The 20,603-nt window shown below is 49.8% G+C and carries 16 protein-coding genes; 12 read left to right on the top strand and 4 right to left on the bottom strand.

What is annotated here, in order from left to right; all coding sequences use genetic code 11:
• Positions 1-32 precede the first annotated feature (32 nt).
• The 6 genes from E6Q52_RS00390 (at position 33) to E6Q52_RS00365 (ending at position 8,310) form a co-directional block, all read left to right on the top strand.
• Positions 33-1,028: an acetyl-CoA carboxylase carboxyltransferase subunit alpha gene (locus tag E6Q52_RS00390; protein ID WP_292817257.1), complete on the top strand. Its 996-nt coding sequence runs from the start codon at positions 33-35 to the stop codon at positions 1,026-1,028.
• A 1-nt stretch (position 1,029) separates the two neighbouring features.
• Positions 1,030-2,478, top strand: coding sequence for a tRNA lysidine(34) synthetase TilS (tilS, locus tag E6Q52_RS00385; protein WP_292817255.1), 1,449 nt, complete (start codon positions 1,030-1,032; stop codon positions 2,476-2,478).
• Between the two features lie 213 nt (positions 2,479-2,691).
• Complete coding sequence (locus E6Q52_RS00380; RefSeq protein WP_292817253.1) at positions 2,692-5,094, top strand: TonB-dependent receptor; 2,403 nt, start codon at positions 2,692-2,694, stop codon at positions 5,092-5,094.
• Between the two features lie 23 nt (positions 5,095-5,117).
• Entirely contained in the window at positions 5,118-6,533 is a 1,416-nt protein-coding gene (locus E6Q52_RS00375; protein WP_292817251.1) for a sigma-54 dependent transcriptional regulator, read from the top strand.
• A 148-nt stretch (positions 6,534-6,681) separates the two neighbouring features.
• The gene (purT, locus tag E6Q52_RS00370) at positions 6,682-7,878 is read left to right on the top strand and encodes a formate-dependent phosphoribosylglycinamide formyltransferase (protein WP_292817249.1); all 1,197 of its coding nucleotides are present in this window, start codon (positions 6,682-6,684) and stop codon (positions 7,876-7,878) included.
• Between the two features lie 6 nt (positions 7,879-7,884).
• Positions 7,885-8,310 carry a group II truncated hemoglobin gene (locus E6Q52_RS00365; protein ID WP_292817247.1) on the top strand — a complete coding sequence of 142 codons (426 nt, stop codon included), beginning with the start codon at positions 7,885-7,887 and terminating at the stop codon, positions 8,308-8,310.
• 59 nt (positions 8,311-8,369) lie between these two features.
• Here the strand turns inward: E6Q52_RS00365 and E6Q52_RS00360 are convergent, their stop codons facing one another.
• A complete protein-coding gene (locus E6Q52_RS00360; RefSeq protein WP_292817245.1) occupies positions 8,370-9,815 on the bottom strand; it encodes a DEAD/DEAH box helicase in 1,446 nt (481 codons plus the stop codon).
• Positions 9,816-9,824: 9 nt separating this feature from the next.
• Positions 9,825-11,393 (bottom strand): DEAD/DEAH box helicase, encoded by a 1,569-nt coding sequence (locus tag E6Q52_RS00355; protein ID WP_292817243.1) that lies wholly within the window; start codon positions 11,391-11,393, stop codon positions 9,825-9,827.
• Between the two features lie 384 nt (positions 11,394-11,777).
• Here E6Q52_RS00355 and typA point away from each other — a divergent pair, with 384 nt between their 5' ends.
• From typA to E6Q52_RS00330, 5 genes are all read left to right on the top strand, one after another.
• Complete coding sequence (typA, locus tag E6Q52_RS00350) at positions 11,778-13,583, top strand: translational GTPase TypA (RefSeq protein WP_292817241.1); 1,806 nt, start codon at positions 11,778-11,780, stop codon at positions 13,581-13,583.
• Positions 13,584-13,835: 252 nt separating this feature from the next.
• Positions 13,836-14,087 carry a hypothetical protein gene (locus E6Q52_RS00345; RefSeq protein ID WP_292817239.1) on the top strand — a complete coding sequence of 84 codons (252 nt, stop codon included), beginning with the start codon at positions 13,836-13,838 and terminating at the stop codon, positions 14,085-14,087.
• A 164-nt stretch (positions 14,088-14,251) separates the two neighbouring features.
• The gene (locus E6Q52_RS00340) at positions 14,252-15,061 is read left to right on the top strand and encodes a polyphosphate kinase 2 family protein (RefSeq protein WP_292817237.1); all 810 of its coding nucleotides are present in this window, start codon (positions 14,252-14,254) and stop codon (positions 15,059-15,061) included.
• Between the two features lie 120 nt (positions 15,062-15,181).
• The gene (locus E6Q52_RS00335) at positions 15,182-16,483 is read left to right on the top strand and encodes an ATP-binding protein (RefSeq protein WP_292817458.1); all 1,302 of its coding nucleotides are present in this window, start codon (positions 15,182-15,184) and stop codon (positions 16,481-16,483) included.
• Positions 16,484-16,512: 29 nt separating this feature from the next.
• On the top strand, positions 16,513-17,133 hold the full coding sequence (locus tag E6Q52_RS00330; protein WP_292817456.1) for a response regulator transcription factor: 621 nt from the start codon (positions 16,513-16,515) through the stop codon (positions 17,131-17,133).
• 64 nt (positions 17,134-17,197) lie between these two features.
• On the opposite strand, the gene E6Q52_RS00325 is transcribed toward E6Q52_RS00330, so the two are convergent.
• Entirely contained in the window at positions 17,198-18,097 is a 900-nt protein-coding gene (locus tag E6Q52_RS00325) for a DMT family transporter (protein ID WP_292817235.1), read from the bottom strand.
• Positions 18,098-18,108: 11 nt separating this feature from the next.
• Positions 18,109-19,260 carry an aromatic ring-hydroxylating dioxygenase subunit alpha gene (locus E6Q52_RS00320; RefSeq protein WP_292817233.1) on the bottom strand — a complete coding sequence of 384 codons (1,152 nt, stop codon included), beginning with the start codon at positions 19,258-19,260 and terminating at the stop codon, positions 18,109-18,111.
• Between the two features lie 262 nt (positions 19,261-19,522).
• On the opposite strand from E6Q52_RS00320, the gene tal reads away from it, so the two are divergent.
• Entirely contained in the window at positions 19,523-20,476 is a 954-nt protein-coding gene (tal, locus tag E6Q52_RS00315) for a transaldolase (RefSeq protein ID WP_292817231.1), read from the top strand.
• Positions 20,477-20,603 lie beyond the last annotated feature (127 nt).

The following is a 20,603-nucleotide window of genomic DNA, read 5'->3' as shown; positions in this document are numbered from 1 at the left end:
TTTTTTTCTAAGAATTCACACTGGAATTCATTATGAGTGCAAAACGTCTCACGCCTAGTAAACTGACTTATCTCGATTTTGAGCAGCCAATTGCGGCTCTCGAAAAGCGTATTGAAGCTTTGCAAGTTTCACACGATGAACATGACTCGCTGGATATTTCCAAAGAGTTGGACTTGCTGCAAAAGAAAAACACCAAGTTACTGCAAGATACTTATCAAAATCTCAGCGCCTGGCAAATTTCGCAGGTAGCCCGCCACCCGCAACGCCCTTACACTATTGACTACATCAGCGCCTTGTTCACTGATTTTCAAGAGTTGCACGGCGACCGTGCGTTTGCGGATGACCCGGCGATTGTCGGCGGCATTGCCCGTTTTAAAGGTATCCCGGTGATGGTCATGGGCCATCAAAAAGGCCGTGATATCAAAGAGCGCCAATACCGTAATTTTGGCATGCCGCGTCCGGAGGGCTACCGCAAAGCTTTGCGCTTATTCCGCCTGGCAGAAAAATTTCACCTGCCGATTATTACCTTTATTGATACGCCTGGCGCTTATCCTGGTATCGGCGCCGAAGAGCGTGGTCAATCCGAAGCGATTGCGCGTAACTTGTATGTGATGGCCGAGTTGAAAACACCGATTATCGGTGTGGTGATTGGTGAAGGTGGTTCGGGCGGCGCACTGGCCTTAGGCGTGGTGGATCACTTAAACATGCTGCAATACTCAACTTATTCCGTGATCTCGCCTGAAGGCTGCGCCTCTATTTTGTGGAAGAGTGCCAGCAGGGCGCCTGACGCTGCAGAAACCCTGGGCATTACTGCAGACCGCCTGAAGTCTTTAGGCCTGGTGGATAACATTATTAGCGAGCCATTGGGTGGCGCACATCGTCACTATGAAGAAGTCATGGAGCGCGTCGGCCAGGCGATTGGCCAGCAGCTCAAAACCTTGCAGGCGAAAAAAGTGCCGCAACTGCTTGAGTCGCGTTACCAGCGTCTGATGAGTTACGGTAAATTTAAATCCAGCAGTGAAAAATAGCATGTCTTTTTTATCCCAGTTAGAAAATGTCATTGAGACCTTTCTGGCTGGGGGCGACACGCCTCGTACGACACCGCCACATTTGCTGCTGGCACTTAGTGGCGGTGTTGATTCCATCGTGCTGTTGCATACCTTGTCGCAGCTCAGTCAATCACGGCCGTTTACCTTATCAGCAATGCATGTGCACCACGGCTTGAGCCCGCATGCAGACACCTGGTTGCAACAATGCGCGCAGGCTTGTCTTAATAAACAGATTCCCTTTTATAGCCAAAAAGTGCAGGTGGATTTGCAAAGCGGCTTGGGCGTTGAAGCCGCCGCACGCGATGCGCGTTACACGGCGTTAGAGCAGGTGCGCCAGCAAGTGGGCGCAGATGCGATTGTCACGGCGCATCATATGCAAGATCAGGCAGAAACCCTGTTGTTACAACTGGTGCGCGGTGCCGGTGTGAAAGGCTTGAGTGCCATGGGGCATTGGGATGCTGAGCGCTTATTGCTCAGGCCGTTGCTCGGTGTAGCTAAAGCTGAGCTGTTGCAATATGCCGCAGCGCAGCAGTTAACGTGGGTAGAGGACGAAAGTAACGCCGACATTCGCTATGACCGCAATTTTATGCGGCAGCGCGCCATGCCTGTGTTGCGTGAGCGTTATCCACAACTCGATCAGGCCTTGCTGCGGAGTGCCAGCCATCTGGCAGACGCGCAGATGTTGCTGGATACCCTGGCACAGCAAGACTTATTGCAATGCGACGTGCGGGAAGAGTGGTTGGGGCAGTCGATAGACATTTCTCACCTGCACACGCTGGGCGATGTACGCGCAAAAAACCTGTTACGCTTCTGGTTTCAGCAGCGTCAATGTCGCATGCCAAATACCGAGCAACTGCAGGATTACTGGAAACAGCTATCCTCGGTCAAGCCGCATCGTTATTTGCATCTGCCTTTACAAGGCCAGGCAGCCAACCACAAGGCTTATTTGCATCATTATCAGGGCCGCCTGTATTGCGTTGCCAAGCCCGCGGCACTGCCAAACACGCCACTCATCTGGCAAGGTCAGCAAACGCAAATCTGGGGCGACTGGCAAGTGCAGTTCAAAGTCAGCAAAGGCCGTGGCATCGCTCTTGCCAGGTTAGGCATATCCCCGGCGGCTATTACCCTTAACAAGCGCTACGGACAGCCGATTCCATTGGCTGACGGTATTCAGCTATTAGTTACGCCACGCACTGGTGGCGAAGTCTTGCAGCCTGATGCCAAACGCCCAAGACGTGAGTTAAAAGTCATTTTTCAAATGCTGGCCGTGCCTCCGTGGCAACGTGCTTTTTACCCTGTGGTGCAAGTCACAACCACACAACCCACTGCCTCACAAACACTGGTGGCTTTGGCTGCGCTCGCAGTCGATGAAGCCTGGCGTCCCGGCCGTAACGCTTACGGCCTCGAAATTTTCCTGCATCCTCTCTGATTCAAATGTGGTTGTAATAAACCAATATAAACCATAAAATTGGTTGTATTAAGCCAATTTTATGGTTTATATCCACCATAAAAATATTAGTTGATTGATTTCAATGATCTTTTTTTGCACGGCATAAGCGGAACGTTTTTTGCTGCTAAGAAGTACTTTTAAATCACTACAGATATTCAATAAAAGTATTCTCGGGAAAAAGGATCACACGATATGAATAAAAATACTATCAAGCCATTGCTGCTGGCGATTGTGTCTGCGTATGCGGCGCAAGCGATGACGGTTCAAGCAGAAGAGGTGAAATTGCAAAAGGTTGAGGTCGTAGGCACTACGCCACTGCCTGGCGTGGGGTTGCCATTAGAAAAAGTGCCTGCCAACGTACAGTCGGCTAAGGGTAAAGAGATCGTGAATCAACATAGCAATACGATTGCTGATTTTATGAATAACAATATGGTGGGGGTCAGTGTCAATGAGTCACAGAATAACCCGTTTCAACCTGATGTGTTGTTCCGTGGCTTTACTGCGTCGCCATTGCTAGGCACACCACAAGGCTTGTCTGTGTTTGTAGATGGCGTCCGCGTGAATGAACCGTTTGGTGATGTGGTTAACTGGGATCTGATTCCGGTGAATGCGATTGCAAACATGAACTTGATTCCTGGCTCTAACCCGGTTTTTGGCTTGAACACACTGGGGGGCGCTTTGTCTGTCACGACAAAAAATGGCCGTACCCACAAAGGTGGCGCGATTGAAACGAGCTTTGGTTCATGGGGCCGCAAAAACACTTCTGCGGAGTTTGGTGGGGTGTCAGAAGATAACTCAGTCGATTACTTTATTTCTGGCAACTATTTTGACGAAGATGGCTGGCGTGATTACTCACCAAGCACGGTCAAACAATTGTTTGGCAAAGTGGGCTGGCAAAATGAGACCACACGCCTGGAGTTAAGCTATACCGGCGCCGATAACAATATGATTGGTAACGGTCTGGTTCAAAAAGAACTGATTCAGGATTTTGGCCGCAGTAGTATCAATACGCGTCCGGACCAAACCAAAAACAGCATGAATTTCTTGAATTTGAACGGCAGCCACTGGTTTAACGACGACGTGCAGTTAACCGGTAATGTGTATTTCCGCCAATCTAACCGCAAAACCTTGAACGGTGATGTGAATGATGATTTCAACGGCTCGGGTGCATTAGACCTGAACGCTGATGGTGAAGTCGACAGTGCAGAATTGGCGACAGCGCTCGCAGATTGTCAGGCAGGCAATAACTCCGAGGAAAACTGTTCTGGTGCTTTGAACCGCAGTAATACTCGCCAGAGAGGGCATGGCTTTAATACCCAGTTGACTTTTAACCAGCCTTTGTTTGAAAAGAAAAACCAGTTAATTGTGGGCGGTGGCTATGATTTTTCAAAAATCAAATTCTCACAGTCTACCGAATATGGCTTGATTAACGCTTCACGTGGTGTAGATGCGTTGGGTGAGTTGAGCGATGAAGCCGCAGTGAAACTCAATGGCAGAACCACCAGTTGGGGTGCATTTGTGACCGATACCTTGTCTTTGACTGATCAATGGCACTTAACCATGTCTGGCCGCTACAACCATATCAAGGTTGAAAACCGTGACCGCCTGATTCCGGATGTGACCAACCCGGAGACACTGTCTGGCGATCATAGTTTTAACCGTCTTAACCCTGCGGTTGGCTTGAACTTTACGCCAACTCAGGCGCTGACCATGTACGGTAGCTATAACGAGGGCATGCGTGCACCGACGTCTATGGAGTTGGGCTGTGCAAACCCGGCAGTACCGTGCAAGTTACCGAATGCGATGGCAGGAGATCCTCCATTGAAAAAAGTGGTAGCCAAAACCTTTGAAGTGGGTGCGCGTGGCCAGTTAACTGACAATATCCGCTGGTCTACGGCGGTATATCGTACTGAAAACCATGACGATATTCAGTTTATTGCGACGAATGCGACTAATGGCATGGGCTATTTTGATAACGTGGGTAAAACCCGTCGTGTGGGCCTGGATGCTGGTTTGAACGGCGTAACAGGTGATTTGTCATGGAACGTGGGCTATAGCTTTGTGCGCGCGACTTACCAAACACCTTTTGAAATTACCAATGAGGTGAATTCGTCTTCTGATGGCACGGCGATTCAGGTCAGCAAAGGCGATCGTCTGCCTAACTTGCCTGAGCATGCCTTGAAATTGCGCTTGCAATACCAGGTGACCTCGCAATGGACTGTCGGCAGTAACATCAATACTTATTCAGACGTGTATGTGCGCGGTAACGAGAACAACAAGCATCGCGCCAATGATGGCGATGACGAGCATGTACAGGACTCTGGCAAAGTCGGTGGCTTCACCATCGTTAACATCGATACCCGTTACCGTTTTGGCAACAGTGGTTGGCAGTTTTTTGCTAAAGCCATCAATATTTTCGATAAAGAATATGCGACTGGTGGTTTGCTAGGTGAAAACTGGATTGAGGGGGGTCAGTTCTCAGGCAATGAGGAGCCTTCCAAATTGCTGATGATAGGCGCGCCTCGTGCGGGCTGGTTGGGCTTCCGTTACGAGTTCGGTGCTAAACCATCTTTAGCCAGTTACGACCGTGACTAAATAATAATCATTAAGGACGACGCGTGCTTTCACAACTTTCATCATCCACGGATAAATCGGTTTTTTTACCCTTCAAGAAAAAAATCTTGTTGGTAGAAGACGAGGTGCTGTTTGCCAAGGCGGTGGTTAAGCGCCTGCAAAAGGCCGGGTTTGAGTGTGAGCACGCAGAGTCTTTGCATGATGCCAGGTTGCTGGTCAAACAATTTGAACCGGATATGGCGCTGCTGGATATGCGCCTGCCCGATGGTAATGGCCTGGATTTATTGGCAGACTTTGTTGCCAAGAACATCAATACCATCGTCATGACCGCTTTTGGCGATGTGACCGATGCGGTCAATGCGATCAAGATGGGGGCGATTGACTATTTAAAAAAACCCATTGATCTTGAAGAATTACTGCTCATTATTCAAAAAAATGAGAAAACCACCGATCTGCAAACCAGCCTCGACTACTCCAGGCAACGCGATACTATCGTGAATGAGTCTGTGCAGTTGATTGGTGAGAGTGCCGCCATGCAAAGCGTGCGGCAGCAAATTACCCGTATTGCACAACTGAGCGCACTCAGTGACGCGGTACAACCAACGGTTTTAATCACCGGCGAAACCGGCACCGGTAAAGATGTGGTGGCGCGCTATTTGCACGCCAGTTGCGCCAATCATGACAAGCCGTTTGTGCATGTCGATTGTGCCTCGTTGCCGGCAGAGCTCATTGAAAGTGAGTTGTTTGGCCATGAGAAGGGCGCGTTCACCAATGCTGTGGCTTCCCGTCCGGGGTTGATTGAGTCTGCTGAAGATGGCACCTTATTTTTAGATGAAATCGGCGAATTGCCGTTAGGCTTGCAAGCGAAGTTGCTGAATGTGCTGGAGCGCAGAATGGTGCGCCGTCTGGGCTCCACCAAAGAACGCCCAGTGCAGGCGCGAATTATTGCAGCGACTAACCGTGATTTGTACCAGATGTCGAGTGAAGGACGTTTTCGCTCAGATCTGTATTACCGTTTAAATGTCATCACCATGCAGATGCCACCATTGCGTGACCGTGGCCAGGACGTACTGCTGCTGGCCAACTACTTCAGGCAAATGACAGAAAAGCGTTATGCCTTGCCACACCATGAGTTTAGTGCGATGGCGCTGATGGCGATACAAAGTTATCACTGGCCTGGCAATGTGCGTGAAATGCGCCATCAAATCAGTCGCGCTGTTTTAATGTGCACGCAGGCGATGATTTCCGAGCATGATTTGGGGTTGCCGCAGATCGCCGTGGTGAATCCTAGCGCGTCCATGCAGGGCGAGGCACAAGTGACGCTGGATGATGCCGAAAAAGCCATGTTGCTCAATGCACTCGAGCAATCACGCCATAATGTCTCTAAAGCCGCCAGGCTGTTGGGGATTACCAGAATGACCATGCGTTACCGTATGGATAAGCATGGCATTTCGGTATGAGTTTTATGATTTGAAGTCCCCTTAAGCCCTTCGGATTGTCGAGGGGTTTTTTGTTTTATATCAAGATGAATCCCGACATAAATCAACCGTGATCAGGCGCCAGCCAAATCGCGCATGGTATCATTGCGTTTTTACAGTGGAGCTAAAAATGATTGGTACCCCGTTGAGCGCAAATGCGACCAAAGTCATGTTGTTAGGCAGTGGTGAGCTTGGTAAAGAGGTGATTATTGCCTTGCAGCGTTTGGGGGTAGAAGTCATTGCCGTGGACCGCTATCAAGACGCACCTGGTCATCAGGTGGCGCATCATGCTTATGCGATTGATATGACCGATGCCACGGCGTTAAAAGCCTTGGTTGATCAGGTAAAGCCACATTATATCGTGCCGGAGATCGAGGCCTTGAATACTGAGGCGCTGGCTGAGATTGAAGCCACGGGCGTGACGGTCGTGCCTACTGTGCGCGCAGTGCAGCTGACCATGAATCGTGAAGGTATCCGTCGCTTGGCGGCTGAAGAATTAGGGTTGCCCACATCGCCTTATGCTTTCGCACGCTCCGAGGCTGAGTTGCAGGCGGCGATTGATGCTGGCATTGCTTATCCGTGTTTTATCAAACCGACCATGTCCTCATCTGGCAAGGGCCAATCGCGCATTACACAGGCTTCTGAAGTCAAAGCCGCCTGGGAATATGCGGCCAGTGGTGGCCGCGTGAATCAGGGCGTGGTGATTGTTGAAGGCCAGATTGATTTTGATTATGAAATTACCTTACTGACGGTGCGTGCCAAGAATGTCTCCGGCCAGATCGAAACACACTTTTGTGCGCCGATTGGCCATGTGCAAAAGCAGGGCGATTATGTCGAGAGCTGGCAACCACAGGCCATGCATCCACAAGCATTAAAAAATGCGCAAGATGTTGCCAAAAAGGTGACGGATGCACTTGGTGGCCAAGGCTTGTTTGGCGTAGAACTGTTTGTCAAAGGCGAGCAGGTCTGGTTTTCTGAGGTGAGCCCACGCCCTCATGATACTGGTATGGTGACCATGTGCACCCAGCGCCTGAATGAGTTTGAGTTGCACGCACGCGCCATTCTTGGCTTGCCAGTAGATGTGGCGCAACGTGAAGCGGGTGCCAGTGCTGTCATCTATGGCGGCGCAGATGCGCAAGCGCTCGAGTATCACGGTCTGGAGGCCGCGATGTCTGTGCCCAATAGCGAAGTCCGTCTGTTTGGCAAACCAGAGTCATTTGTGCGTCGCCGCATGGGTGTTGCTCTTGCGACGGCAGAGAGTACTGACGCTGCACGTGAATTGGCCAAGCAGGCTGCCGCTTTGGTGACGCCAAAGGTTTCAGGTTAACGCAAGATGGCAATAGAGATACAAGAGCCTAACGCGGCCAAGCAATCCTTATTTGACTGGCTGGGTGGGGCAGAAAAGGGTGCCGAGACCATCCGCAACTTGGTTGAGACGTTTTACGACACCATGGATACTGATCCTAAAGCCGCTGATTTACGCGCCATTCATCAGCCCGATTTAACCGAAGCGCGCGAAAAGCTGTTTATGTTTTTGATGGGCTGGACTGGCGGGCCGCAGTTATATATTGAGCGTTATGGGCATCCGCGTTTGCGCGCACGGCATATGCCATTTCCGATTGATGAATCCGCGCGTGACCAATGGATGTACTGCATGATTAAAGCCATGCATACCTTGCAGTTTGAAGAGTCGCTGATGAAGCATCTGGCCAATCAGCTGTATGGTGTGGCTGACTTTATGCGCAATCGCGAAGGCTAAGCCCGCTTAATTTCCCGCAACCATCACAGCAAAGAAAAAGCCCCGCGAACGGGGCTTTTTTACGCCTGAATACTGACGCTTTCTATGCTATCGGCTTCAGCAAGTGCATTGCCTTCAGCTGGCTGTCGCGGTTTAGCGGCGCCACGCTTGGCCTGGTGGCGTGCTTGTGGCGTGGCTTTAAAACCAAAGCCACCCAACAACGCGGCAACGACCTTGCGCTTGCTTGTCGATGACTTGGCAGGCACTTGTTTCGGTGCTGCGGCTGTCGTCGTTGGCTGATACGGTTGCTGGAACCAGCCATCATCCGCGCGCGCGGCTTTAGCGTTCGACGTGCGTGGACGACTAGTACTGGTGTTGATCGTGGCTTTTTCTTTTGGAATCTGCTTTTTGATCAACTTCTCAATCTCGTCGAAGTATTTGGTTTCATCTTCGTCAATCAGTGAGATGGCAATCCCTTTGGCACCTGCACGGCCTGTGCGGCCAATACGGTGCACATAGTCTTCCGGTGCCGTCGAAATTTCATAGTTAATCACCAATGGTAAGTCGGTGATATCCAGACCGCGTGCCGCAACATCGGTGGCGACAAGCGCGCTAATGGTGCCTGCCTTAAACGCATCCAGTGCTTCAATCCGTTCTTTTTGCGTTTTATCCCCATGAATGGCGCTACACGGAATCTGGTCACGTTCCAGCGCACGTGCCAGCTTGCTGGCGGAGAGCTTGGTTTTTGTGAATACAATCACTTGCTGGTTGGCATATTGTTTTAGCAACTGCACCAAAAAGCGCTGCTTCTGATCGCTATTCACCAGATAGGCTTTTTGCTCCACATTGTCATTGGTCGCGTTGCTGCGTGCGACTTCGATCAAGGTAGGATTATTTAAAAACGCATCGGCCAGTTTTTTGATTTCATCAGAAAACGTTGCTGAGAACATGAGGTTTTGGCGCTGCTTGGGTAATAGCGCCAAAATACGTTTTAAATCCGGCATAAAGCCCATGTCCAGCATGCGATCGGCTTCGTCCAGGACCAAAAACTGCACCTGACTTAACGACAACGTTTTTTGCTCAACATGGTCCAGTAGGCGACCTGGGGTAGCGACCAAAATTTCCACGCCGGTTTTCAGGATAGGCGTTTGGGTTTTGATGTCTACACCACCATACACCACCAAGCTACGCAATGGAGTGTGCTTGGCATAAGTTTTGATGTTGTCATATACCTGGATAGCCAGCTCACGCGTTGGCGCCAGCACTAACGCCCGGATGGGGTGCTTGGCTGGCGAGGTGCTCGTGCTGGCAAGTGGTAACAGGGTATGCAAAATAGGCAGCGAAAACGCTGCTGTTTTGCCGGTCCCGGTTTGTGCACCTGCCATCAAGTCCCTGCCTTGCAGGGCGAGTGGAATCGCCTGCGCCTGGATAGGCGTAGGCGTGGTGTAGCCAGAGTCATCAATCGCTTTTAACAGCGGCTCGGCTAAGCCGAGCGTTCGAAAATCTACTATGGTTTGCTCAGACATAGGCGCGTCTTAGGCAAATGAACGAGGACGCTTGGCACCACCATTGTCGCCAAATGACTTGCCTGCCGGACGTGGTTTGTTATTGCCACGGTTGGCGGTCGGATTGCCAAAACGCTCTTGGTTGCTGCCAGTTGGGCGTGGACGACGTTGACCAAATTCATCAGCCAATGCGCGTGCAAACTGAAAGTCGGTATCTTTGTTATAACTCTTGCTGTTACCGTTGACTTCTTTGTCTTGCTTTTGCTCCATGACGCGAGGCGCACGTGGCTTGTTCGCTTGTGCATCACGTTGGCCGTCACGATTACCTTCACGGGCAACGCGCTCACCAAATGACTTGTTCTGGGCTGGACGTTCATCACGACGGAAACCGCCTTTGCCTTGTGGTTTACCGTGGCTGCTGCGTTTGCCGCCACGTTTATCACCGCCATCATCCATGCGTGCTGCACGTTTTGGCTCGAAGCCTGCAATGACCTCAGCTTGCAGCTTATGGCCGGTATATTGCTCAATTTTGCGCAACAAGTGACGATCAGCGTTTGATGCAAACGAAATCGCAACCCCTGTATTGTTCGCACGGCCAGTACGACCAATACGGTGTACGTAGTCTTCTGCAAATTTTGGCAGGTCGTAATTAATCACATGTGAAATACCTTGCACATCGATACCGCGTGCGGCCACATCGGTCGCGACCAATACTTTAACATCGCCATGACGCAGCTTGGTCAAGGTGCGGTTACGTGCCCCTTGAGTCATGTCGCCATGCAGGGCTGCTGTACTATGACCAGCGGCATATAAGTCTTCAGCCAGCAAGTCAGCATGACGCTTCGTGCTGGTGAAAATAATGGTCTGGTTCACGTCTGGTGCAATCAGCAAATGCTCCAGCAGTTTGTTTTTGTGGTTCATGTCATCGACAAAGTGCAAACGCTGCTCAATATTGGCGTGTCTTTCTTTTTGGCCAGCCACTTGAATCGTCAGTGGGTTACGCAAGAAGCGTTTGCCGATATCCATAATGCCATCCAGCGTTGCTGAGAACAGCAAGGTCTGACGCTCGGCAGGCAGGGCTTCACAAATGCGCTCTACATCAGGCATAAAGCCCATGTCCAGCATACGATCAGCTTCGTCCAGTACCAGCATTTGCAAACGGCTCAAATCAATACGACCACGCTCAAGGTGATCAATAAAGCGGCCTGGGGTCGCTACCAGAATGTCCAGTGGCTGTGACAGCAATTTGTTTTGCAATGGATAAGGCATGCCACCGACGATACTAATGCAGCGTGCGCGCAAGAACTTGCCGTATTTACGTGCAGCATCGTTCACTTGGGCTGCCAGCTCGCGAGTTGGTGTCAGCACTAGGATACGTGGGCCACGGCTGCGAACCGGATGTTGTGTTGCCAGCAAGTTTAAGGCTGGCAGTGTAAAGGCCGCGGTTTTACCCGTGCCGGTTTGGGCAGAGGCCATGATGTCACGGCCTTGCAAAGCTTCAGGAATAGATTGCGCCTGAATGGGTGTTGGGTTTTCATAGCCTGCGTCGGTCAAAGCGCGCAAAATGGAGGGGTCGAGATTTAAATCTGCAAAAGACAAGGAATGTCCCTTTCATCAACAATTAAAAAGGGCGCTAGTAAAGCAATAAAGCAAAGCCAATTAAGCAACACAACACTTATAAAGGTGTGATGCAATATCAACTAAGCCAAAGCAACATTTTGGAATGGATGCTTTTACCGGCGCTTGGGCATGGCCACTAACCGATAAAAGAAGATGTGTCATTAAGACTGCATCTAAAGATGATAACCTCAAAATTTCGCGAGTTATCGACAGGTCAGGGCAATGAATTTAAAACAAGTGTGGCGGGTCTAGTACCAGCCGTGTTTTAAAGTTGCTCGCAGTATAGCTACTTTATTTTAAAAGTCAAATATTTAAGTTGATTTGTGATAAAATCGCGCCCTTTCCAAACAGATGGCAGTTCACATGGCACGCAACCTCAGAAATATCGCAATTATCGCGCACGTTGACCACGGTAAAACAACCATGGTCGATAAGCTACTTCAACAATCAGGTACCTTTGCCTCACATCAAGCGGTCACTGAGCGCGTGATGGATAGCAACGATCTGGAAAAAGAGCGTGGCATTACTATTCTGGCTAAAAATACCGCCTTAACCTATGAAGGCACACACATTAACATCGTCGACACACCGGGCCATGCGGACTTTGGTGGTGAGGTTGAACGCGTATTGGGCATGGTCGATGGCGTCTTACTATTGGTCGATGCCGTAGATGGCCCGATGCCGCAAACGCGCTTTGTGACCAAAAAAGCCTTGGCGCTGGGCTTGAAGCCTATTGTGGTAATCAACAAAGTAGACCGCCCAAGTGCGCGTCCTGACTGGGTGATTAATCATACGTTTGATCTGTTTGCCAACTTGGGCGCGACCGATGAGCAATTAGACTTTCCTGTGGTCTATGCTTCAGCGTTGAATGGGTTTGCAACCTTAGATATGAGCAAACCTTCAGACAATATGCGTGCCTTGTTTGACACGATTTTAAGTCATGTTGAGCCGCCTAAAGGTGACAGTGATGCGCCTTTGCAGTTACAAATTTCAGCGTTGGATTACTCAACCTACACTGGTCGTTTAGGCGTTGGTCGCGTGACCAATGGCCGTATCAAACCAGGCCAGGTCGTGGCTGTGATGCGTGAAGACGAGCAAGTCGCGCAAGGCCGTATTAATCAGGTGTTAGGTTTTAGAGGCCTGGAGCGCGTGCCGGTTGAAGAAGCAGAAGCCGGTGACATTGTCATTATTTCCGGGATTGAAGAAATCGGGATCGGCTTCACTATTTGTGATCGTGACAAGCCGATTGGTTTGCCGCATCTGGGTGTCGATGAACCAACCCTGACCATGGACTTTATGGTGAACACGTCACCATTGGCGGGCACTGAAGGTAAATTTATTACCTCACGTCAAATCCGTGACCGTTTAACCAAAGAGTTGCTGGTGAACGTGGCGTTGCGTGTTGAAGATACAGAAGATACCGATGTCTTCCGTGTCTCTGGTCGTGGTGAATTGCACTTGACCATCTTGCTGGAAAACATGCGCCGCGAAGGCTTTGAAATTGCTGTGGGTAAACCTAAAGTGGTGTTCAAAGAAATTAACGGCGAAAAATGTGAGCCTTACGAAATTCTGACCGTGGATCTGGAAGACGAACACCAAGGTGCCGTGATGGAAGAACTGGGCCGTCGCCGTGGCGAGATGAGCAATATGGAGTCTGATGGTAACGGTCGTACGCGTCTGGAATACCGTATCCCAGCACGTGGCCTGATTGGTTTCCAGGGTGAGTTTTTGACATTAACTCGTGGTACTGGCCTGATGGCACATATTTTTGATGAATATGCACCAGTGAAAGCCGATATGCCAGGCCGTCGTAATGGTGTATTGATCTCCGCTGAGCAGGGCGAAGCCGTGGCCTATGCTTTGTGGAAGCTGCAGGACCGTGGCAAGATGTTCTCCAGCCCAGGGGACAGATTGTACGAAGGCATGATTATTGGTATTCATAGCCGTGATAACGATCTGGTTGTGAACCCGATTAAAGGTAAGCAATTGACCAACGTGCGTGCTTCTGGCACCGATGAAGCGGTGCGTTTGGTTCCACCTATTTCTATCAGCCTGGAAAGTGCTGTCGAATTCATTGACGATGATGAGTTGGTTGAAATCACGCCTAAAACGATTCGCCTGCGTAAGCGCTTTTTGTTAGAGCACGAGCGTAAACGGGCCAGTAAGTAATTTTTAAGAGAAGTTTATAAAAAGCCGATGCATGCATCGGCTTTTTTATTTTGCTTTTTTGGTGGATTCTTTATGCTGACACGTTCTCACGCCTGTTAATTTTTGATATGATATTAACAAATGATTTTTAATAATAATTAAAGTTAATTTTATGCTGCTTGAATCATTTTTAAGATTGATTTTTGTGGTATGCGTTAACGCCGTGAAAAATTAAATTTTTATTGTTTATATCCAAGGAGTTTCAAGCTGTCTATGCAAGAATTAAATGCTGTAGAAGTTGAAGTAGTTGCAGGTGGTTTGGGTGCTGGTATTGGTTACTATGGCACACCAGAAGAAACTATCGCTGCTGGCAATGTGCTGATTGCTGCAGTAGGTGGCATTGTCGGGATTACGGCTGTATTGGGTTCAGTATTGAATGGCCCAAATGGCCCAGCCGTGGTGTCTGGGTTGTCAGGCGTGCTGTCTGGTGGTGTATTTGGCTTGTTGTTTGGCCGTAGCCAATAATTTAAACTAAGAATCTCCATTAATAACAGCCTCAACTGAGGCTGTTTTTTTATGTCTAAGTGCCATCCGCATTGGCTGTCTGTGATTTAAGCAAGTTGTTACCTTGATGTTTGCAAAATAACTACGATACACTTGGTGATCAAATCATCTGAAAGCCTGTAGATATGGAATTGCTGGAACAATATCGCGTTAACCCGAAAAAGTTTTTATTAAAGCAATTCAAGCCAGACGATCGCTCTGCCCGCACCGGCGACAAAGAAAGTGACGCCAGTTTATTAGCGGAGCTCACCCATCAAATCAATCTCAGGCAGGATATTTTGCATGCCGAGGGCAAGCATAAAGTCTTGCTGATTTTGCAGGGCATGGATACTAGCGGTAAAGACGGTACGGTCAAGCATGTGTTTAGTGCCTGTGATCCTCTAGGCATTCGCCTGGCCAGCTTTAAGGCGCCTAGTGCCGATGAGTTGGCGCATGATTATTTGTGGCGAGTGCATCATCAGGTGCCGACTAAGGGAGAGCTAACGATTTTTAATCGTAGCCATTATGAAGATGTATTGATCGTAAAAGTGCATGACTGGATAGATGACGCCGAGTGTCAGCGACGTTACCAGCAAATCAATGACTTTGAACGCACGCTCAGCGAAACCGGCACCACCATCATTAAATGTTTTTTGCATATCTCTAAAGATGAGCAAAAAGAACGCTTGCAAGAGCGCCTGGATGATCCGACCAAACATTGGAAATTTAATCCCAAGGACCTGGAAGAGCGCGCTTTGTGGGACCGTTATATGGAGGCGTATGAACTGGCGCTGAAAGAGACCTCGACCAAATATGCGCCTTGGTATGTGATCCCCGCTGACTCTAAAACCAATCGTAATTTGCTGGTTTCCCAGATTCTGCTGGAAGCCTTGAACCAGTTGCCACTGGCATATCCCGCCAAGCCCAAGGCATGGGATAAGCTCACGATTGAGTGATTAAACGCACAATTTAATGATTTTACGCTGTGTAAATGTGGTCGTTTACAGTTTAATAAGCCTGAATTTAATCGTGGTTAAAAAATGAGCTTACGTTTTCGACTCAACTTGTTAGTCACCATGCTGTCGCTGGCCTTTTTGGTGGCCGCTGCGGTGGTGTTGGTGCGCGATACCAAAGACAGCATCCGTGAGCGCGTAGAAGCCGCCACGCGTGTTACTGTGCAATTGCTGGATACGGTGATTGTCAGCTCGGCCATGAATCCTAGCTTGGGCCCAACCCATTATGTGCTGCAAGACTTTTTGCGCTCGCTTGGTTATGTACGTAGCAGCCGTATCGAGCTCTATGATTACGCTAATAACCCTTTATACATTTCGCCAACGTCGACCTTTAAATCCGAAATTAACCCGCCTGAATGGTTTACCAAACTGGTGGCCCCAAAGGTAGAAACCGTGACCCGGCGCGTACGCTATGGCGTGCTCACCATTAGTTCGAATGCCGAAGGCTCTATTCGCGAAGCTTGGTCAGGCTTTTTGCAATTGATGATGATGGGCGTTGGTTTTTTTGTATTGCTCAACCTGTTGGTGTATGGCTTGCTCAGCCATGCCTTGCGCCCGGTCAGGCATATCTTGCATGCGATTAACCGCATTGAGCAGGGCGACCTGACGACGCGGCTAGCGCGTTTTTCAGTGCCTGAGTTTGACAAGATCGGCTTGAGCTTAAACCAGATGGCGTTGTCACTGGATGCAGAGCGCCAGTTAGAGCAAAATCGCCAGCTGACGCAATTGATTCAGCAGCATATTGAGGACGAGCGGCGTAGCCTGGCACGCGAACTGCATGATGAGCTGGGGCAATACGTGACGGCGATCAAGACGTTTGCCGTGGCGATTGTGAATAAAACCAAAGCCAACACGCCGGATATCGCCGCCAACGCGCAAACCATTGTCGCTGCCGCCAACCATATTTACGACGGGATGCATAACATCATCCGCCAATTGCGCCCGGCGGCCATGGATAATATGGGGCTGGTGGAAACCTTGCGTGACATGGTCTCCGGCTATCAGGCGCAACACCCCGAGCTAAACATTCAATTGCATGCGGCTGGCGAGTTCACGCCCATGGGTGAAAACGTCAATATCAACATCTATCGCATGGTGCAAGAAGCGGTTAATAACGCCATCAAACATGCGCATGCACAATCTATCAACGTCCACCTGTTGACCGATACCGAAGGCTTGCGGCTAATGGTGTGTGACGACGGGGTGGGCATGCAACTCGACGTCGTTGACCAGACCCAGCACTTTGGTCTGCTCGGCATGCGTGAGCGTGTGCAGGCGCTACACGGACAATTTAAAGTGGTTTCGCAACCTGAGGCTGGGCGTGGAACCACTTTGGACATACGATTGCCTATACAATCAGCATAAACAAGGGAGAAATAAGTGTGATTAGTGTGATGCTGGTAGATGACCATGCGGTGGTCAGGATGGGCTTTAAAATGCTGCTCGAGTCAGACCAGGACATTAAAGTGATCGCCGAGGCTGAGAGCGGCGAAACCGCGATCAAGGCCTATGTCGAGCACCATCCGCAAGTGGTGGTCATGGATATCACCATGCCGGGTATTGGCGGCATGGAGGCCATTGAGCGGATTTTGGCCAAAGATAATCATGCGCGTATTCTGGTGCTGTCAGCGCATGAAGATTCCGTGCATCCCAAACGCGTGCTCAATGCAGGCGCCATGGGTTATGTCACTAAACGCAGCGCGGCTGAGGAGCTGATTAAAGCGATTCGTAGTGTGGCGCAGGGCAAAAAATACATCGAGGCCAGCGTGGCGCAACAAATGGCGATTCAGCAGCTGTCTGGCGAGCAAAACCCGGTGGATGTGCTCAGTGAGCGCGAGTTTGAGGTGTTTATGTCACTGGCCCGTGGCAAATCTACCAATGAAATTGCCGAGACCTTATTCCTGAGCCCGCGTACGGTAGGCACCCATTTGTATAACATCAAGCAAAAACTCAATGCGCAAAATTCGGCAGAGATTGCCCTGATTGCCATGCGCTGTGGTTTACTTGAGCCTTAAAGTACTTAGATAAAGTAAAAAAGCCATTCTGACAAAGAATGGCTTTTTTATTGTGATCACCCCATTATTTTGCACTACGTGTGCTTAATATGCCGAATGCCACAATTAGCAGCATGCCGGCAATTTCGTGTGCGCTGAGGGCTTCACCCCACACAATGACCCCTAGCAGGGTGGCAAATACGACGGTGCTATACGCCAGGCTGGCAACGGTTAAGGTGTTGCCGGTACGGTAGGCACGCGTCAGTGCCAGTTGGCTTAAGGTGGCTGATAATCCTAACCCGCAGAGCAGCGGTAAATCTTGCCAGCGCAACACTGTCATATGATCAATCAGCATCCAGCCACCACTGGCAATGGTGCATACCAGGGTAAAGTAAAACACGGTGCGCCAGTCAGGCTCGCCCTGCAGGCCTAATTGCTTGACGTGCACATAAGCGAAGGCTGCGCCTATGCCTGATAGCAGACCTATGCTGCCAGCCAGTAATTGATTGCTGTGGAATGCTGGCTGCAACAGCAGGCATACTCCGGCGAAGCCACCCATCACGCACAAGTTTAGCCGCCAACGTTGTTGACGACTGGGTGGTTGTTCTGCTTTGAGCAGCCACGGTGACAGCAGCGCTAAAAACATGGGCGAGGTGTAGTTGAGCGTAATGGCGGTGGCCAGCGGTAAATGCGCGATGGCGTAGAAAAACAGCAAGAGGGCGGTGAAACCCACTATGGCGCGTCGCATTTGCATGGCGAGCAGCGGTGTTTTTAATGGTTTGCCATGCCAGATGACAATGGCGGCAATCATGATAAAACCAAAGGCTGATCGATAGAATACCAGCTCGCTGGCGCTAAAGCGCGCTGCCCCGGCTTTGACGCATGCGCCCATCACGGCAAAGCCCAGGCCTGCCAGCAGCATCCAGTAGCTACCCAACTGCCAGTGTCTGGGATGCCGCAAGGCGGCGTGACGGTGTTTGAGCAACAGTAATTCGCCTAGCGCTGCAAATGCTCGGGCAGATGTGGCTCCATCTGCTTGCGATACCAGCGGTGAAAGTGCTCGAGGCCAGTTTCCATCGGGTGCTGGTAGGGGCCACGCTCATCTTTACCTAGCATAAACAAGCCTTTGCGGCCGTTGTGCATGCGCTGGCAAATTTCCTTATCTTCTACCGCGGTTTCAAAATAAGCGGCTTGTTGTGCTTTGATATATTCACGCTCAAACAAGGCAATGTCTTCCGGGTAGTAAAACTCAACCACATTCTGGCAAGTGTCTACCCCTGTTGGAATAATGTGTGAAACCACCAACACGTTGGGGTACCACTCAATCATGAGCAATGGGTAAAGCACAAACCAGATGGCGCCATACTTGGGCGCCGTGCCTTGCTGGTAATCGGTGACGGCCTGCTGCCATTGTTTGTACACTGGCGATAAACTGTAATCAGGTAGCGGTTTGTAGCCGACGGTTTGCACACTGTAATGCTCGCCAAACTCCCAATTTAATTCGCCGCAGTCGACAAACTGGTTGAGACCAGGGTGGAACGGGCCCACATGATAGTCTTCCAGATAGACTTCGATAAAGGTTTTCCAGTTGAAATCGTAATGATCCACAATCGCTGACTCAAAGTGGTAACCGGTAAAGTCGAAGTCCTGCTTGCAGCCCAGTTGTTTGAGCACCTGGGCGATCTCCAGGCCTTTTTGTTTGGCTGAACTGTCATTGGCTTTGAATAGCAAGCCTTGCCAGGTGTTTAAGGGTTGTTTTTCGAGATGCAGGCACGGGTTCTGTTCAAAATGTGGCGCGCCCAGCAGCTGGCCATTGAGGTCATAGGTCCAGCGGTGTAGCGGACAGACAATATGTTGCGTATTGCCTTGGCCATTGAGCATCACCGCTTGGCGATGACGGCAGATATTGCTGATCAGTTGCAGCTGGCCATGCTGGTTCACTAACGCTGTGGCATTGTGCATCCAGTCCAGGGCACGGTAATCGCCCGCATCGGGAATCATGCGTTCATGTCCCAAGTACTGGGGCAGCAGCGAGAACAAATGCGCCTGCTCAAGCGCATAAATGTCCGGATGCATATACCAGTCAACAGGGAGTTGTGCGAAGCGAGTCTGGTTTTGTTCTTTATTTAAAGCGGTGACAGAACCCATATGCCTAACTAATCAATCACTTGCAAAAAAGAAGAATTGTGCCCGAAAAGGGGGGGGTTGGAAAGCCAAAACAGGCAAAATTGCTTGGTTGAACGGCAGCAATTATTTGATTTTAATCAATAAAACCGCCTGCCCCCAAGCAGTACACACGCTGCAAAGTGCAAAGGACGCTTAACTAACTCGCGTAAATTCAGTTATAATGTTGGAGGTTTCTATGTATAACTATACGTAAACGATTATTGCAATTTATAGGAGCAATCGCATGGCAAATTTATTAGATCAGTTGAAAGCAATGACAACCATCGTGGCTGACACTGGTGACGTTGAAGCAATCAAAAGTGTTAAACCTGTGGATGCAACCACAAACCCGTCTCTGGTATTGAAGGCTAGCCAAATCCCAGAATACGCACCGTTGATTGAAACTGCCATTGCTTATGCAAAAGCACAAGGTGGTTCTAAAGAGCAACAAATTGAAAACGCAGCTGACAAGCTGGCTGTGTTGATTGGCGCTGAAATCACTAAAGTGGTCCCAGGCCGTATTTCTACAGAAGTAGATGCACGTTTGTCTTTCAACATCGACGCAATGGTGGCTAAAGGCCGTAAACTGATCGCCTTGTACCAAGAGTCTGGCATCAGCAAAGATCGCGTTCTGATCAAGCTGGCTTCTACCTGGGAAGGTATCAAGGCAGGCGAGATCTTGGAAAAAGAAGGCATCCAGTGTAACTTAACGCTTTTATTTGGTTTTGGCCAAGCCCGTGCTTGTGCTGAAGCTGGCGTGTTCCTGATTTCTCCATTCGTTGGCCGTATCCTTGACTGGTACAAAGCGAAAAACCCAGGTACTGAGTACACACAAGAAACAGACCCAGGTGTGGTTTCTGTACGCGCTATTTACCAATACTACAAAGAACACGGTTACAAAACGGTTGTGATGGGTGCTTCTTTCCGTAACACTGGCGAGCTGATTGCCCTGGCTGGTTGTGACCGTTTGACCGTTTCTCCAAACTTGCTGCAAGACCTGGCTGCCACAGAAGGCACCTTGGTTCAAGTGTTGAAAGATGGCGGCAAAACCAAAGAAGTACCCGCTAAATTGACAGAAGAGCAGTTCCGTTTTGAGCTGAACCAGGACCCAATGGCGACTGAGAAGTTGGCTGAAGGTATCCGTGGTTTCGTGGCTGACCAAAACAAGCTGGAAGCTGCCTTAGCCGCAAAACTGTAATATCTGTGTGAGATGATAGAAAGAACTGGCAGGACCTGCCAGTTCTTAGTTTTTAGTCAGGTAGAAATCAGCCTGCAACATTGACTTATTTTGGCTGCCAGCTTACTATGAGCGACCAGCTTGAATT

The sequence above is a fragment of the Methylophilus sp. genome, assembly GCF_008015755.1.
GTDB lineage: Bacteria > Pseudomonadota > Gammaproteobacteria > Burkholderiales > Methylophilaceae > Methylophilus.
The sequence above is the reverse complement of the archived record's forward strand: the minus strand, read 5'-3'. Positions and strand labels throughout refer to the sequence as shown.

Bases quoted from the DNA above. Each gene is read 5' to 3' on its own strand.
- E6Q52_RS00380 (WP_292817253.1), top strand. From the start codon at position 2,692: ATGAATAAAAATACTATCAAGCCATTGCTGCTGGCGATTGTGTCTGCG.
- E6Q52_RS00390 (WP_292817257.1), top strand. From the start codon at position 33: ATGAGTGCAAAACGTCTCACGCCTAGTAAACTGACTTATCTCGATTTT.
- typA (WP_292817241.1), top strand. From the start codon at position 11,778: ATGGCACGCAACCTCAGAAATATCGCAATTATCGCGCACGTTGACCAC.
- tilS (WP_292817255.1), top strand. From the start codon at position 1,030: ATGTCTTTTTTATCCCAGTTAGAAAATGTCATTGAGACCTTTCTGGCT.
- purT (WP_292817249.1), top strand. From the start codon at position 6,682: ATGATTGGTACCCCGTTGAGCGCAAATGCGACCAAAGTCATGTTGTTA.
- E6Q52_RS00345 (WP_292817239.1), top strand. From the start codon at position 13,836: ATGCAAGAATTAAATGCTGTAGAAGTTGAAGTAGTTGCAGGTGGTTTG.
- E6Q52_RS00330 (WP_292817456.1), top strand. From the start codon at position 16,513: ATGCTGGTAGATGACCATGCGGTGGTCAGGATGGGCTTTAAAATGCTG.
- E6Q52_RS00365 (WP_292817247.1), top strand. From the start codon at position 7,885: ATGGCAATAGAGATACAAGAGCCTAACGCGGCCAAGCAATCCTTATTT.
- E6Q52_RS00335 (WP_292817458.1), top strand. From the start codon at position 15,182: ATGCTGTCGCTGGCCTTTTTGGTGGCCGCTGCGGTGGTGTTGGTGCGC.
- E6Q52_RS00340 (WP_292817237.1), top strand. From the start codon at position 14,252: ATGGAATTGCTGGAACAATATCGCGTTAACCCGAAAAAGTTTTTATTA.
- tal (WP_292817231.1), top strand. From the start codon at position 19,523: ATGGCAAATTTATTAGATCAGTTGAAAGCAATGACAACCATCGTGGCT.
- E6Q52_RS00320 (WP_292817233.1), bottom strand. From the start codon at position 19,260: ATGGGTTCTGTCACCGCTTTAAATAAAGAACAAAACCAGACTCGCTTC.
- E6Q52_RS00360 (WP_292817245.1), bottom strand. From the start codon at position 9,815: ATGTCTGAGCAAACCATAGTAGATTTTCGAACGCTCGGCTTAGCCGAG.